The organism is Chroococcidiopsis thermalis PCC 7203 (assembly GCF_000317125.1).
Lineage (GTDB): Bacteria > Cyanobacteriota > Cyanobacteriia > Cyanobacteriales > Chroococcidiopsidaceae > Chroococcidiopsis > Chroococcidiopsis thermalis.
Genome location: NC_019695.1, coordinates 5,344,502 through 5,359,707 on the forward strand (window position 1 = coordinate 5,344,502; position 15,206 = coordinate 5,359,707).

The 15,206-nt window shown below is 47.7% G+C and carries 12 protein-coding genes; 3 read left to right on the forward strand and 9 right to left on the reverse strand.

Translation table 11 applies throughout. The features are described 5' to 3' along the window. Positions 1-410: 410 nt before the first annotated feature. The 3 genes from CHRO_RS23275 to CHRO_RS32830 all read left to right on the forward strand — a co-directional run bounded on the left by CHRO_RS23275 (position 411) and on the right by CHRO_RS32830 (position 3,151). Positions 411-2,726 (forward strand): amylo-alpha-1,6-glucosidase, encoded by a 2,316-nt coding sequence (locus CHRO_RS23275; RefSeq protein ID WP_015156679.1) that lies wholly within the window; start codon positions 411-413, stop codon positions 2,724-2,726. A 150-nt stretch (positions 2,727-2,876) separates the two neighbouring features. After that, positions 2,877-2,969, forward strand: coding sequence for a cytochrome b6-f complex subunit PetN (gene petN / locus CHRO_RS23280; RefSeq protein WP_015156680.1), 93 nt, complete (start codon positions 2,877-2,879; stop codon positions 2,967-2,969). A gap of 8 nt (positions 2,970-2,977) precedes the next feature. Next, complete coding sequence (locus CHRO_RS32830; RefSeq protein ID WP_158265857.1) at positions 2,978-3,151, forward strand: hypothetical protein; 174 nt, start codon at positions 2,978-2,980, stop codon at positions 3,149-3,151. A 38-nt stretch (positions 3,152-3,189) separates the two neighbouring features. Here the strand turns inward: CHRO_RS32830 and CHRO_RS23285 are convergent, their stop codons facing one another. The 9 genes from CHRO_RS23285 to CHRO_RS23325 form a co-directional block, all read right to left on the reverse strand. Next, positions 3,190-4,740 (reverse strand): alkaline phosphatase D family protein, encoded by a 1,551-nt coding sequence (locus tag CHRO_RS23285; RefSeq protein ID WP_015156681.1) that lies wholly within the window; start codon positions 4,738-4,740, stop codon positions 3,190-3,192. Between the two features lie 205 nt (positions 4,741-4,945). Beyond that, positions 4,946-5,626, reverse strand: a complete 681-nt coding sequence (locus tag CHRO_RS23290) for a hypothetical protein (RefSeq protein WP_015156682.1) — start codon at positions 5,624-5,626, stop codon at positions 4,946-4,948. Positions 5,627-5,668: 42 nt separating this feature from the next. Further along, complete coding sequence (locus tag CHRO_RS29980) at positions 5,669-6,703, reverse strand: response regulator (protein WP_015156683.1); 1,035 nt, start codon at positions 6,701-6,703, stop codon at positions 5,669-5,671. 18 nt (positions 6,704-6,721) lie between these two features. Beyond that, the gene (locus CHRO_RS29985) at positions 6,722-9,388 is read right to left on the reverse strand and encodes a hybrid sensor histidine kinase/response regulator (RefSeq protein WP_015156684.1); all 2,667 of its coding nucleotides are present in this window, start codon (positions 9,386-9,388) and stop codon (positions 6,722-6,724) included. Positions 9,389-9,390: 2 nt separating this feature from the next. After that, the gene (locus CHRO_RS29990; RefSeq protein WP_015156685.1) at positions 9,391-12,132 is read right to left on the reverse strand and encodes a methyl-accepting chemotaxis protein; all 2,742 of its coding nucleotides are present in this window, start codon (positions 12,130-12,132) and stop codon (positions 9,391-9,393) included. Beyond that, a complete protein-coding gene (locus tag CHRO_RS29995; RefSeq protein ID WP_015156686.1) occupies positions 12,129-12,623 on the reverse strand; it encodes a chemotaxis protein CheW in 495 nt (164 codons plus the stop codon). Before CHRO_RS29995 ends, CHRO_RS29990 begins: the two co-directional genes overlap by 4 nt. Positions 12,624-12,653: 30 nt before the next feature. Continuing rightward, positions 12,654-13,019, reverse strand: coding sequence for a response regulator transcription factor (locus CHRO_RS23315; RefSeq protein ID WP_015156687.1), 366 nt, complete (start codon positions 13,017-13,019; stop codon positions 12,654-12,656). Positions 13,020-13,341: 322 nt separating this feature from the next. Continuing rightward, positions 13,342-13,689 (reverse strand): hypothetical protein, encoded by a 348-nt coding sequence (locus CHRO_RS23320; protein ID WP_015156688.1) that lies wholly within the window; start codon positions 13,687-13,689, stop codon positions 13,342-13,344. 301 nt (positions 13,690-13,990) lie between these two features. Then, entirely contained in the window at positions 13,991-15,166 is a 1,176-nt protein-coding gene (locus CHRO_RS23325) for a n-acyl-d-glucosamine 2-epimerase (RefSeq protein ID WP_015156689.1), read from the reverse strand. Between the last annotated feature and the right edge of the window lie 40 nt (positions 15,167-15,206).

The window sequence follows — 15,206 nt, forward strand, 5'->3', positions numbered from 1 at the left end:
TAGCTGGCTTTTCTCCCGATGTCAGTACGCCCCTGGAACTAGAAACGATTCTAGCCACCAGCCACTAGTCACTAGTCACTGATAACTGTTTGCCTTTGTTACTTTATGAGTTGACCCCTGGATTGAAAGCTAAGATTTTTTAACTTTATCGCAAACATCTTTAATGAGTTGTATTTCTATTTAAGATCTGCTTACAATAATTTACATTGTTCAAATTAGTGTAATTAATTATTGCTGACGCTTATAGAAATTACAGATATAAGCTGCAACTTTAAGCGCAAAAGTCGTAGAGAAAAAGTTGTTGCTGAAGGTGGTAAAGCCAATAAAAAAATTGCGATCGCACGGTCTACTAAGAAGGTTGATAATAATAAAACTGGGTCGCACACCTATAACAGCAAAAAGCCTTTGGTATGACACTGGATACGATAGCAACGCAAGACAGAGTAGAAATAAGTGGTAGAGTATTCGTTCCCGCAGAACAATTGCCAATTCCAGAATGGCCCTGCGTGTTGAGCGAAAGACCACAACCGACTTTGACGATTAAAGACGACGATCTATTTTTGGTGACAGATACGCTAGGAAATATTGCTGGCGGCTGTTATAGCGATGATAGTGCAGCTAGCATGGGGTTATTTTGCTGCGATAGCCGATTTCTAAGTCGCTTAGAATTACAGATTGAGGGGCGATCGCCTGTTTTACTCAGCAGTACCGCCGATAAAGGGTTTTCCCTTTCTGTCTTATGTACTAATCCTACAGTAGACAATCGATTGAAAGCTGACACCCTTGGCATTCGTCGCGAACTGGTTTTGAATGGAGCACTATTTGAAGAAATAGAAATTTCCAACTACAGCACGAGTGCCGTCAGCGTTTCTATTAGCCTGAGTTTTGATGCCGATTTTGTCGATTTATTTGAAATTCGCGGCTTCAATCGAGAAAAGCGCGGTAAATTGCTACGGCTTGCCGCAGTAGATGGAAGACAGAAAGAGAAAGGAGACAAGGAGGACAAGGGAGATAAGGGAGCAATTACCAATTACCAATTACCAATTACCGATTACCAACCTCCAGAAACGCTCACCCTTGCTTATCAGGGTTTAGATAATTCCATCATGGAATCGCGGTTGCAGTTTCAACACACTCAGCCAGATTTATTCAAAGGCTATACGGCAATTTGGCAGCTAGACTTGGCTTCCCACGAAACCAAAAAGCTCGGTTATCGATTGTCAATGGCAATTAACGATCGCTCAGCTTCTACCGTTCACGCTCCCAATACATTAGTCCAAGCCAGAGCAGCGGAAGACTCAGAGGAACTGCACTGGTGTCAGCAAAGCACGCAAATTCGCTCTGACAAAGCTGATTTCAATCATGTCGTCGAGCGAGCTGAGCAAGACATGTATTTGCTACGGCAATCTTTTGGCAAGTATAAAACTGTTTCTGCTGGCGTACCTTGGTTTTCTACTCTATTCGGACGAGATTCGCTGATCGCGGCGGCTCAAACTTTAATGTTAAATCCGTCGATCGCCCGCGAAACTTTGATTTTACTCGCAGCTTATCAAGGCAAAATTGAAGACGAATGGCGGGAAGAGGAACCAGGCAAAATTCTACATGAAATCCGCATGGGAGAAATGGCACGTTGCCAGGAAATCCCCCATACGCCTTATTACGGTACGATCGATGCTACTCCTTTGTGGTTAATGCTCTATGCGGAATACTTTGCCTGGACTCACGACTTAGAAACCCTAGATCGTTTGTGGTCAAATGCTTTAGCAGCAATGGATTGGATCGATCGCCGCCTCAAACCAACGGGATATTTATCCTACTTCCGCAAGTCACGCGGAGGTTTAGCCAATCAAGGTTGGAAGGATTCTGGCGATTGTATAGTTAATCGTCAAGGAGAACTAGCCACAGGGGCGATCGCTCTATGCGAAGTGCAGGCTTATGTCTATGCCGCAAAAGTGCGACTGGCAGAAATTGCTCGGATGAAGAAGCGGCTCGATCTTGCCGAAAAGTGGCAGGATGAAGCCAGAGAGCTGAAAGTTCGATTTAATCGCGATTTTTGGCTGTCCGACCAGGATTTTTGCGCATTGGCGTTGGATGGGGAAGGCAAACCAGTCGATAGTATTACCTCTAATCCCGGGCATTGTCTGCATCTAGGCATTTTTACACCTGAAAAAGCCTACAGCGTTGCCGAACGGCTCCGAGCGCCTGATATGTTTAACGGTTGGGGAATTCGCACTTTAAGCAGTTTATCCCCCGCCTATAATCCGATGGGCTACCATCTCGGTTCGGTTTGGCCTCACGATAATTCTCTAATCGTACTGGGACTGCGATCGCTCGGGCTAGTGGATCAAGCCTTGGACGTATTTCAGGGGTTATTCGACATGACACTTCAGCAACCCTACCAGCGTCCACCAGAACTATTCTGCGGCTACGAACGCAATGGCGATCGGGCTCCCGTCCAGTATCCCGTGGCTTGTTCTCCCCAGGCTTGGGCAACGGGAACCATTTTTCAGTTATTGCAAACAATTATTAATCTCGTACCTGATGCCCCAAATAATTGCTTGCGAATCATCGATCCGGCTTTACCAGACTCCATCAATCGCCTATCCATACACAATCTACGTGTCGGTCCTACCTTACTCGACCTAGAATTCGAGCGTGCTGGCAATACGACTGCCTGTCGCGTGGTCAAAAAACGCGGTAACCTGCGTGTGGTGATCGAAGCGTAAGAGAATTGGTTGTTGATGAGTGGCTAGTGGCTAGTGACTAGAAAAGATTCTAGCCACTAGCCACTAGCCACTATTCACTGATAACTGATAACTGATTCCTAGTATGATGAACACTAGAGTTGTTTTGTGAATTTGTTGTAACAGATTGTTATGGACGCTATTTTGACACTGGGTTGGGTTGGATTGCTGGTAACTTTTACTTGGTCTATTGCTATGGTCGTTTGGGGTCGTAACGGACTGTAATAAATCCCGTGGATACAATACCAGTTTTCAACATTCTGGCGATCGCGGCGTTTGGTCTTTTACTGGCGGTCACTGGTGGTATCGGCTACCTGACACTGGTAGAATGGCGCGATCGCCGTCGTCGCGATCGGGAAAACAAAGAACTTCGTCGTTCTAGCAAGGCAAAGAAACAACGAAAGTGAATTCTGAATTCCGAATTCTCCTCACGTACCACTTACTCCTAGCTCCTCACCCCTAATTTCCCATTCTCCACGACGAATGAAGCGAGCGTTCTCACACTGGCTTCGGGTTGGCGGATGGTTGAAACGATCCGATAGTTGGTGACGAGGCGATCGCGTGTCAAGTGGCATCGAACGTACCCCCGATAAGTTCCGTTAAAAAATTTGGTGTGGGGGTTTCTGCTCATCGCGATCGTCGCCGTCGGAATAAACTGCTTGGGAAAATTGGAAGAGATAGAAGTGCCGACAAACTCAGTGCCAACGGTGGGGGAATTAGGATTTTTAAAGTCAAGTTTGAGGTCGTGTACCCAACTGGAATGCACGTCGCCTGTAATCACGATGGGGTTAGCAGGTTGGCGTTGCGCTAGAAATTTCAGCAATCGCTGACGCGCTTCGACATAGCCGTCCCACTGATCGAGGTTGAATAACTCCGAACGAGAGCGCGGATCGACATCGAATTGAGCGAGTACGGTTTGTTGAGCAAGAATATTCCACCGTGCTGCGGAGCGAGTTAAGCCTCGAAATAACCATTGTTCTTGCTGGTGTCCCATCATCGTTGCACTAGCAGCGAAAGCTTCCTGACAGCGAGATTTAAATCCGCCGCCGCAGGGCTGCTGAGTCCGGTACTGGCGCGTATCTAAAATATTGAATTGAGCTAAGTCACCAAACGTAAAGCGCCGATAGAGCTGCAACCGAGAGCCTTGGGGTGCGCGATCGCGTCGTAAGGGCATATGCTCGTAATACGCTTGGTAAGCAGCCGCCCGCCGCCGCCCAAAAGCAGATGGCGAGTCGCCGAAGCTAGAGCGATCGCCTGCATAGTTATTTTGTACCTCATGATCGTCCCAAGTCACGATCCACGGAAAGGCAGCATGAGCCGCTTGGAGGTTGGGGTCGGTTTTATATAAAGCGTAGCGGTTGCGGTAATCGGCAAGACTAACAGCGGCGGGAGTACGGTGCGATCGCACGCTATCGGTGCGGGAGCCGCCATCATAAATGTAGTCCCCTAGAAAGACGACTAGCTCCACATCTTCCTTGGCTAAGTTTTGATGCGCCGTATAATAACCGTTCTGCCAATCTTGACAGGAAGCAAAAGCAAAAGTTAGTTGTCCGAGTGCCTCATTCAGCGCGGCAGTGGTGCGCGTGCGTCCAATTGGACTTTCGGCATCCCCTGCTTGAAATCGATACCAATACCAACGTCCGGGTTGCAACCCTTCTACCTCAACGTGGACGGCATGGGCGAATTCTGGAGTGGCGATCGCTTCTCCCTGCTGGAGGATTTGCCGCATATTTTCATCAGTTGCCACTTGCCACTGGACGACAACCGATTCGGCAGGCATCCCGCCACCTTCAAGCGGATCGGGTGCGAGGCGCGTCCAAATGACGACACTCTCTGGCAGTGGATCGCCGGAAGCTACGCCCAACTTAAACGGATACTGGGAGAATTTCGGTTTCGCGATCGCCGTTTTTGTCTGCCACTGACTCGCGATCGTTCCAGCCGCCAAAGCCGCTGCACCAAGCAGCAACTCCCGCCGCTGCAATTTGTTATTTGTCATTGGTTATGGTCACTGGTCACTGGTCACTGGTCACTGGTCACTGATAACTGGTCACTGGTCATTGGTCATGTATAGTTATTCTCCCTTGTCCCCCTTCGCCCCCTAATCCCCACTCCCTTCGGTCGTGGGGTCCCCGAGTTCCCCCTTGTCCCCCTTGTCCCCCTTATCTTTCCCTGCTCCCTACTCCCTACTCCCTACTCCCTATTCAGCGCGACAGTAATTGTACGATTGTTAAGCCAAGGGCGATCGCTACTGTCAAGCCAGTGATCGTGGTAAAGTTGCGGATCATTTGTAACTGGCGTTCGGTGTCGCGCAAAGAGGATTGCGTCAGACGCAATTCTGTTTCAAGGTTTTGTTGTTTTTCAAAATATTGGGGACTAAAGCCAGCTTGCTCTAATTTTTGAATAAAATCTTCTAATTCTGCATTTAATTTAGTATCGACAATTTCGCTAATCGCCGCGTGCGTTGCCTCGTCAGCCGTCCATTCTTGCCAAAAATGCTTCAGTCGCTTCGATACCTCTTCCCGTAATTCGCTGACTTGCTTGGCGAGTTCGGCATTATAGTTACTTAAATGAATATCCGCGCTACCGAGTTCGTCTTGCAAATGTGTTAATTCTCCTTTAAATTCTCGCCAACGGACATCAATTGCAGTTTCGATCGCCGCTAGACGTAAGTTAACATCTGTTTCTAAGTTGATGAGGTCTGCTTTATTTGCTTTGACCTGTTCTAGATTTGCTTGTAATTGTTGGTATGATTGCCCTAGAGCGGCAAATTGAGCTGGAATTTGTGTGAGTGAATCTAAGACAGCAAATGATTGTTTGAGGCGATCGCGCAGCTCTGTTAGTTCTTGTTCCACAGACAATAGTTCGGTTAGATTATTTTTCATAAGATTTTTTTGACTCAGGCTTTAATTTGGACTTTAAATAAATTATCCAAAATTCTTCAGTTGCGCCAAACTTTGACGAAGAGCAATGATTTTCTCGTTCAAAGCATTGCAGTTTTCACTGACGGCACGAAGATCCCTGATTTGTTTTAGGACTAATAAAGTGCGATAAGGTTGGGAGCTATTGCCAAATAAGCGCAAAGCTTCTGTAAGTAAAAAAGATAAATCTTGGTTCTGGTTCCAAGGAGCATTGATATGGGTCAACCAGTTAAAGGCAGTAGCTGGATCGACATCTACGCCCGCTTGGTAAAATAACAGTAAATCATCAGACGACAATTTCTGGTCAATTCCTGCTTGAAAGCCGACACCGAGATGTCTTAGGGCTGCATTGCGGTCTGGTGAGTGGCTCTGAGACGATAAAACGCCAGCTAGGTAAAGGGCAGATAAATTGAGCGGTTTTTCCCACAGCTGTTGCTTAACGTAAGCTAGCAATTCTTCTACCCAATTTTGACTGATGGCAAGGTGAATCGTTTCTGATAAAGACTCAGGATCGAAACGATCTAATTGTTGTTCTACCTGACGCTGCCATAGCGACAGCACCTTAGTCTCCGCAGCTACAGTCGTTTTGGCAATTGGCATCGCTTGGATGCGCTCGGTATTCCGTCCTGTAATTTTTCCGCTAATTTTCTCCAGTAAGCCAGGACCAATTTGAGTGTATCCTTTGTATACGGCACGAATCACGTTGACCAGTTCTTCGGCAGGGGTATCTTTCAACAGATAACCCTTGGCTCCAGAACGCAACGCTTCAGCTAAGTATTCCTCGTCGTCGTAGCCGCTAAGAACGATCGTTTTTGTGGCTGGAAAGCGTTCGGAAATGATGCGCGTTGCTGTCACTCCGTCCATTCCAGGCATCTGAATATCGATCAGCGCGATATCGGGGTTGAGCATGTCTACTTGTTCGACCGCCGCTTGACCGTCGCTAGCACTGCCGATAATATCCATCTCAGGATCGAGTTCTAGCAATGCTTTCAGCCCTTGGCGAATCAGTTTTTGATCGTCTACCAGCAAAATCCGAATCATGCAGCAAACATTGACAAGTTAAAGGGTGGTGACTGGCAAGAGGTTGGCGATCGCTTGCAGTAAGTCGTCCGTGCAAAAGGGCTTGGTAAAATACTCCGTCGCACCCAGACCGAACGCTGTTTGCCGATGCCACTGATTTTCCCGCGAGGTCAATACGATGACTGGGAGTTTTTGCCATTGGGAGGAAGCACGGATTTCCCGTAGTAAGGATAACCCATCTACGCGGGGCATCTCCAGATCGGAAATGGCTAGGTCGAAGCGTTCCTCTGAGGAAGAGAGCTTTTCTAGAGCCTCTTGCCCATCACGGCACTGTACTACTTTATACCCTGCTGCCGTGAGAATCCGCTCTAAAATTCGCCGAAATGCGATCGCGTCATCTACGATCAAAATTTTGGGAATCTCTTCAGTTGTAGCTGAAAATGTCTCCTGTCGGCTGCTTTCTTGACGAATTGTTGCTGGTGCGATCGAAAACTGAGATAGCAGTTCTTGAAACCGATCGGGTGAGAGAACGGGAACGATTTCCCCCGTACCCAGTACCGTACAACCGAGCAGATAATTCGGAACTTTCACTGTAGCGTCAAAAGGCTTGAGAACTAATTCTCGCTCTCCCAACATCTGATCTACAGCCAGCACGACTGTCTCTGCCTCAATCTCCAACACGAGTCCCAAACGTTGGTCTAGTTCGGTAGCGTTAGCGAAGCTTAACGAAGTTATCGCCCCGCGCCGCCATTGGTAAGGTAAAAACTGTGGCAGATAGTACAGTCGAGCTGGGAGATTGCGCCAAGCGATCGTGCTGCCGTGCTGCAATCCCGTCCCGTATTCCGACAAGACGACAACCTCTTTAACCTGAGAAGCGGGAAACGCCAAGGTTTGCTGCTGGCATTTACACAATAGCAGCGGCAAAATATTTAAGGACATGGGAATGCTAATGGTAAACTTAGTTCCTTGCCCTGCTGTAGTTTCCACGCCAATCGTCCCACGCAAGCGCTCGACTTGCAGGCGAACGATATCTAGTCCTAAACCGCGCCCTGATAAAGTCGTAACTGTGGTGGAGGTGGAAAAACCAGAACGAAACAAAAATTCCAAAATTTGCTCTGAAGAGAGTACAGCAGTTGAGTCGCACAGTCCGAGTACTTCAGCTCGTTGTCGCACTGCGGTCAAGTCAATCCCGCGCCCGTCATCAGCAAGAGTAATAATCAGTTGATTACCTTCAGTTACAGCAATCAGACTCATCCGCGCTATGGGAGATTTACCACTTGCCTGCCGCTCTGAAGCAGATTCGATCCCGTGGTCGAAAGCATTGCGGAATAGATGCAATAGGGGAATTTTCAACTGTTCGAGGATCGCCCGATCGATCGTGGTTTCCCGTCCTTCGATCGCCAACTGAACGGATTTGCCGTAGCGTTGGCTGAATGATTGTTGGGCAGCGGCAAACTGGTTTGCCAAGCTGCCAAACTTGACTAGGCGCGACTCGGTTAAATCTCCGCGTAAGTCGTCGAGTTGCTGGCGTAACTCTACCAAAGCTTCCCGCATTTCTAGAGAAATAAATTCCACATCCGCCCTAGCTTCTTGCACCTGGACGATCAGCTCTTGCAATTCTTGTAAAGAATTAGATGTGGGTATTTGGTAAGTCGTAAGTCGTAAGTCGTAAGTTGTAAGTCGGGAGTGGTTAGTGGTTAGTGGCTGGTGGCTAGTAGTAGATAGGATGTGGGGTGTGGGGGAGCCAGCGCCGTGCGGGGGTGTCCCCCGTTGAGGTGACTGGCGTTGTGGGGTGTGGGGTGTAGGGTGTGGAGATTGTAAATTTCTTTCTCCCTCAGTTCCCCCTACTCCCCAGTTCCTCTGCTCCTGGTCTCCTCTGCTCTCTTCCCCCTGCTCCCTGCTCCCAGCTCGTCCCTGCTCCCTGCTTTTCCTACCAAGTGCAGCAAGTTGGTTGTAAAGAGCTTGCATGTCTTCGCTAAGGGGGTTGAGCTGGGCAGCCCGCTGTTTTAACGTTAGATCGACCTGATGCAGCTGTTCTTGGTACAAAGACAACCGTTCGTAACTGATAAACAACTCGCCGATGGTGTTATCGATCCGCTCCAGTCGCGATACGGGTATTTTTAAATTTAAACTGCGGATGCCGGAGGCGATCGCCAGGGAATCGTTCAGGAGTTGGGAATCAGTAGGAGGATGCGGTGCGCTCGGATTGAAGGTTTGGGAGTTGAGAAGCAAAAATTCTTCTCCAGTTGCCTCAGCTCTGGGACTCGGTGGCAGCGATTGCAAAAAATTTTCAATTGCTGTTGTTGTAGGTAGTAGGGTTGTTGCTTCTAAGCGATCGACTCCTTCGGGATTGCCGATCGCAGTGACAATCAAGCTACCGATCTGTTCGATGCTCAGGGAGATCAACTCATAGGCTAACTCCTGCTGCTCTACCCGTTCGTGCTGTAAGGCTTGTAATAGGTCTTCTAGGTGATGGGATAGGCGGCTCAGGGTGGTAAATTGAGCGATTCCCGCTCCACCTTTAAGGGAATGAGCTGCCCGCAGCATGGTAGAGTATAACCCGCTCAAATTCACCTCGGGATCTGTTGCTTGCAACTGGCGAATTCCCTGTTCCAAGACTGACAATTGGTCTGGGGCATCTTCGTACAGGAAACAAGTGCGTATTTCTTGAGTAATTGCCTCTAAGCTTGCAGCATCCAGCACCATAGTTAATCTTCTACTCGAAATCGGGACACGGAAAGTTGGAGTTCGCGGGCGACCTCAAGGAGTTCCTGTAGCGTAGATAGCACGGCAGCAGATTCGGTCGAAGTTGTTTGGGCGATCGCTGCTACTGTTTGCATGGTTTGATTGACCATACAGGAGTTATCTGCTTGAGAAACTGTCCGCACGGAAATTGATTGCAGCAATTGGTCGATTTCTTGACCGATCTGTGCCATATCCTGCAAGTTGGTTTTCGTTCTTGTCACCAGTTGGGTTCCTATTGCTACAGAGGCGTTGCTAACTTCCATCGTTTTTAGCACATCGCTGGTTCCTTGCTGGATAGTTCGTACCAGTCGGTCAATTTCTTTAGTTGCGTCTGTGACTCTTTCTGCTAAGCGCCTGACTTCGTTAGCTACGAGGCGAAAGCCTTTCCCATTTTCTCCAGCTCTCGTTGCTTCGATTGCGGCGTTGAAGGCGAGGACGTTGGTTTTTTCAGAGATTGTCGAGATAATGCTGACGATTTTAGAAATTTCTTGGGAAGATTCCGCTAGCCGTTTGGCTTTTACCGTTGTCTCCCAAACATTAGCGCGGAGTGTTTCCATGCTATTGACGGTTTCATCCATCGTGCGATCGCTATCTTGGGCTGCATCTAGTGCCTGACGAGCGATGGTGGCGGCGGTTTGGGCGGAACTGGCGATCGCTTGAATCGACTGTTCCATTTCTTCTACCGAAGTCAATGCTTCTGCCACTGTTTCGGCTTGGGTGTTGGCTTCACAGGCAAGTTTTTCTACAGAAGCTTCGCTGTCTACGGCTGAAATTTGCACCTGTTCGGCGGCTGATTTAACTTGCAAGACTATCTCGCGCAAGCTGGCAATAACTGTATTAAATGCATCAGAAATTGCGCCTGTTTCCCCCTGCGAGACTTTAGCTCTGACAGTTAAGTCGCCGTGTTTGACTGTTTCCGTCTCTAACAGCAAGTTTATCATGCCCCGCTGTAACCTTTCTTTTTCCTGACGCTGGCGGGTTTCTGAGGTGCGCATTGCCTCTAGGTTCGCTTCAATGTTTGCCGTCATCGCATTTAATTGCCGCGCTAGAATGCCTATTTCGTCGCCGCGCTGAGAATTTTCTAATCTCTCTCCCTGCTTGCCCTCACCTACTGCCTGAGCGAATTCTGCTAGTCGTCTGAGCGGGCGGGCAAAGGTACTAGCAATTGGAATTGCCATCAATGCTGCTATTAATAGCATTCCCGCTCCAATTCCATAGGCTGTTTTTTGCTGTTGGGCAAGCAGCTCGTCTAATTCTGACATTGGGCGAGCTACAAAGGTCATGCCTACAGGCTTGGCTTTGGTCGGATTGAGTTCTTGCTGGTGGTCGTACAATGGTAGGTATATGCCCAGATATTCTGCACCAGCAATTGTTGTTTTAGCAATAACTTCTTGTCCTTTACCGAGAACGGTGGCGGCTATAGCTTGAGGAGATCGCGTGCCGATATCTCGGGTTTTGCCGTCGCTAGCCGGAATGTTAGAGGAAATTCGCCAGTCTTGAGCATAGACTGCTGAGATGGGAATGCCCACCCGTTGTTTTAGACTATCGTTATTTAAAAAGTTCCGGTTTTCCACTGAGGCGACAATGACAGTACCCACGACTCGATTGTCGATTTCGATCGGGTGGACGACGACACCCACTAAAGCAGCTTTCCCACCATCGATGCTGGATTGACTCGCAGTTGAAGGCTGTGCTGCTTGAGCTGGCGACTGCAACCTGATATTTGCTTGTTTGTCTTGCCCCAAACGTTTGAGAAAATCTTCCTTCCATAACTCCATGCCTTGCAGCGTTTTGCCCGTGCGCAAGGCATTTTGAACGATGGGAATATCTGCCACATTTATCCCCAAGGGCAAGGACACGGGCTGATATTGTGGTGAGAGTTGAAGTTGTTCGGCGGAGGGGTTGAACGATACTGGGGATAAGGTTTGAATGTATTGGGCTACCGTTCTACCCCGAGCATCGGTGACAATTCTCAAGTTTTTTTCTACCGAGTCGCTTTCATCAGAAACTTTCAAACTCTCCATGTAGGTTTGCAATTGCTGTCGATACGCACTGACTTGGCTTTGACTGTTCAAATCGATCTTCAAAGTTTCGACGAGCCGAGCGATCGTATCTGCCTCTGTCTGTGCCTCGTCCACACTCCACATCACGTAGTCTTCATTGAAGTACGACCCATCCCTTTGTAACGACTGTCTGGCTTTTTGCAGTAAGGTGTCTCGGGTGACTGTGACAATTCCTTGGGTGATGACGACAATTGGGAGGGCGGTGCTAATTATTAAAACAATAGCGAGTTTAGTGCGGAAGTTGAAGTGTTGCCAGGCGTTGGTAATTCTACTGCCAGCTACTCTCATTCTCAGCATGAGTGGCTGTGGGCTAACAGTGCTTTCCAGCCCCTCTCCCAAACTTAATTTGGATTCTGACAGTGGTTTGCCCGTTTCCGAGCTATTTGCCTCTCGCCACCCATCAGATCTTTCTAGAGTTTCCAGCGCCTTTCGCGCCACAGAGCCGTAAATCCCATCGGGATCTTGCGCGATCGCTTCTCGGTAAAATGCGGCAGCTTTGATAACATCTCCCGTCTGCTCTAAGGCATTCGCGAGCGTAATTTTATTCACCAAATCTTTTGGTTCGCGTTCGACTTCTGCTGCTAGCGCCGCAATGTGCTGTGGCGTGGGCAGATTTGGATAACTTTTGCTAGATGCTGTCATGGATGTACTGAGGTGCGATCGCAGGTGGATAGAGCCGTAAAAATAGCATTCACATTCAGGGCAGTTACGGGGCGTTCGATCTGGGCAACACCAATGCCATAGAGCTTTAAAACTGGCGGAAATTCTGCCGGTACGGGCTGAAACTGCTGCGGATCGAGCGAGACAATTCCCTTGAGCAGCGACACCACGCAGCCGACTTGCCGCGAATCTTGCTCTCTTGCCACATGAGCGCTCCCGTTCAGCACGACAAGAGTTAAGTTGGTCTTGGCATGAGCATTTCTGACCGAACTAACTAGCCCCAACAACCCGCTTAAATCTAGTATCCACAACAACTTACCGCGCTGGTTTGCTACCCCTAACAATGTTGATGCTACGCCAGGGATGGGGCAAATTTGCTCTAGCGTTAAGGTTACTACACCTACCGTCTGTTCCAACGGTAATAACAGTTCGATTCCCGGCGATAGCTGAATGTGAAAGTATTCGGTGAGCATTAGAGCCAACTAGGCAGTGGAATGCGGTGACTAACTGAGATGACTACACACTGTCTGGACTAGATCGAGTGGTGCAAAAGGTTTAGCAATATAAGCATCTCCTCCTTGACGTAAAGCCCAAAACCGATCGAATTCCTGATCTTTCGAGGAACAAAAAATAATTGATATATCTTCAAATGTCGGACTAGCACGCAGTTGGCGACATAAATCGAGTCCGCTGATCCCAGGCATAACAATATCTAATACGATCAGATCTGGTCGGTGGTTGGCTGACAACCAGTGCAAAGCAGATTCTGCCGAGTCAACACAAACCACATTTAAGCCAACTTGTTGCAACAAAGCCACTATCAACCGTCGATCGGTCGGGCTGTCTTCAACAACTAAAACGGTTTTCATCTATAAATTTCAGCTAAAGTAAAAAATATCTGGTTGTAGTTGTTGATAGTTGACTTTTTCTAGTTTTCCACCGTGGAAGTAAAATTGGGTTTTGTATTTACTAGCTTATATTTGTTCAGGTGTTAACTTACACTCCTAAAACAGGAACTTATCAAAATTTTGTAAATTTGTCTAGAGATAGCAGCAGATCTTAACCGTAAAATTGTATACAGGTAAGTAGCGAATAGGTAGGTTTCGGGTAGGGGGCAGGAAAGAATTTATACTAATTACTCACCCCTCCCTAACCGCCACTGACTACTCGCTAAACTACCGACTCGCTCATTTACGGGTTATCGATAATGACTTGAATCCCTCGGTCAATTGTTGCATCTGCTTCTGCTGGTGTAACTGGTCTAGGGGTAAATAAATCTCTTTGTACTGGCTTGATTTGAATTGCTCTAGGGGCTGGCAGTTTGGCGGGAGCAGGCGATCGCCTTGTTGTGGTTTCTAGTTCTATCGTGCCTAAAATTTCTGCATTTCCTCGGGCGAGCGTTCGTTTCTGTAAACTTTCAACTGTTGAGATGTTATTGATACCAGAGTTAACCTCTGTTTGAGCTAAAACTGGTTGACCCAAGGCGGCTGTTACTAGCAAGATAGCAGTTGCAATAAGAGAAAATCGTAGGTAGAGCATAGCTTTAGCTTGTCAAAACAAGCGCGAGGTTTGAGTAAACTTCTACACTCCATAGGTCGGCAAATAAGTACGTATATTGCAGACACGCACTAACCTAATTCGCACCACCTCTCATTTCTATTTTAGTTGTGCTTTTTAGATTAAACTTATAATTTTTCTTATGGTACTAAAACCGCTCTATAAAAATCTGTATCCAGACTCACTAAGTTTCTCTGTTATTTGTGAGGGGAGTCGAGAGTCGAGAGTCGGAATTAACTGGTCACTGGTCAGGAGTCACTGGTCACTGGTCAGGAGTCACTAGTCACTGGTCACTGATAACTGAAAACTGCTGCCAACAAAGATAGAGCGCTCTGGGAACGTGGAAGCAACCTTTCCATTTGCCACCTTTAAGGTTTAATAAGACTTGTCCCTGGCGATCTAAGTAACCGAACCATTCGCCATATTCAGGATCGGCAAAATGCGACCAAGTGTAATCGTGCATTTTTTGATACCACTCCCAACACGCTTCGCGTCCCGTCAGGCGATATCCCATTACCAGTGCTACCAATGATTCTAAATGCACCCACCACAGTTTTTGATTCCATTCCAGTTGCTGAGGTGGATGTCCGTTAGCATCCATAAAATAGTATAAGCCACAGTATTCGTTATCCCAGGCAAAATTGAGAATGTTGAGGATTACGTCAACTGCTTGGTTAATCGTTTTCGGATCGTTGTGGCGACGTGCAATATCCATAATGAACCACATGGCTTCAATCCCATGACCGGGGTTAATGAGTCTGCCATCAAAACAGTCAATATGGGAACCATCTGGAGCCACGTTTTCATACATTAAGCCGCGATCGCCATCTAAAAAATCGGTCATAACTTCGCGCACGGTGACAGCTAAAATTTCCTCCAGGCGATCGCTGGGTAGCAGCCAGTCCATTTCTAGGGACAAGTTGGCTAAGATCATCGGTACTGCTAGCGATTTGAGCGATCGCGTCCCAGGATAAGCTTTGTTATATTTGCCTTTGGGGTTATTCTGGCGGCGTAAAACGTTGTTGTAAGCTTGCAAGGCAACATCTTTTGCCCAATCTTCTCCTGAAGCTAAGGCATACTTACTAAATGCCATTGCCGCAAAGCAATCAGAAAAGATATTGTATGGCTGTACCAGAGGATTACCAGCGCGATCGAGAGCAAAGTACCAATTACCTTCAGAATCTCGTCCGTGTTTTGCTAGAAAATTTGCACCGTTTGCGGCAATTTTGAGCCACTCTGGACGTTTTTCTAGTTGGTTATACAACATGGAAAAGATCCAGACTTGGCGATTTTGCAACCAAATAAACTTGTCGGTATCGTAAACATTCCCCGCGCGATCGAGACAGGTAAAGTAGCCGCCTTGCTCCCAGTCGATTGAATGCCGTTCCCAAAAAGGAATTACGTCGTTGAGCAGAGCGTTTTTGTACAGTTCAGCTAATGCTTGAAAATCTTGCCGCATAAGTTTGGATAGCACGAGGGAGCGATCGCCACTAATTATC

What these genes read in the sequence shown, in the direction of transcription:
- CHRO_RS23275 (WP_015156679.1), top strand. Translation starts at nt 411, where the DNA reads ATGACACTGGATACGATAGCAACGCAAGACAGAGTAGAAATAAGTGGT.
- petN (WP_015156680.1), top strand. Translation starts at nt 2,877, where the DNA reads ATGGACGCTATTTTGACACTGGGTTGGGTTGGATTGCTGGTAACTTTT.
- CHRO_RS23285 (WP_015156681.1), bottom strand. Translation starts at nt 4,740, where the DNA reads ATGACAAATAACAAATTGCAGCGGCGGGAGTTGCTGCTTGGTGCAGCG.
- CHRO_RS23290 (WP_015156682.1), bottom strand. Translation starts at nt 5,626, where the DNA reads ATGAAAAATAATCTAACCGAACTATTGTCTGTGGAACAAGAACTAACA.
- CHRO_RS29980 (WP_015156683.1), bottom strand. Translation starts at nt 6,703, where the DNA reads ATGATTCGGATTTTGCTGGTAGACGATCAAAAACTGATTCGCCAAGGG.
- CHRO_RS29985 (WP_015156684.1), bottom strand. Translation starts at nt 9,388, where the DNA reads ATGGTGCTGGATGCTGCAAGCTTAGAGGCAATTACTCAAGAAATACGC.
- CHRO_RS29990 (WP_015156685.1), bottom strand. Translation starts at nt 12,132, where the DNA reads ATGACAGCATCTAGCAAAAGTTATCCAAATCTGCCCACGCCACAGCAC.
- CHRO_RS29995 (WP_015156686.1), bottom strand. Translation starts at nt 12,623, where the DNA reads ATGCTCACCGAATACTTTCACATTCAGCTATCGCCGGGAATCGAACTG.
- CHRO_RS23315 (WP_015156687.1), bottom strand. Translation starts at nt 13,019, where the DNA reads ATGAAAACCGTTTTAGTTGTTGAAGACAGCCCGACCGATCGACGGTTG.
- CHRO_RS23320 (WP_015156688.1), bottom strand. Translation starts at nt 13,689, where the DNA reads ATGCTCTACCTACGATTTTCTCTTATTGCAACTGCTATCTTGCTAGTA.
- CHRO_RS23325 (WP_015156689.1), bottom strand. Translation starts at nt 15,166, where the DNA reads ATGCGGCAAGATTTTCAAGCATTAGCTGAACTGTACAAAAACGCTCTG.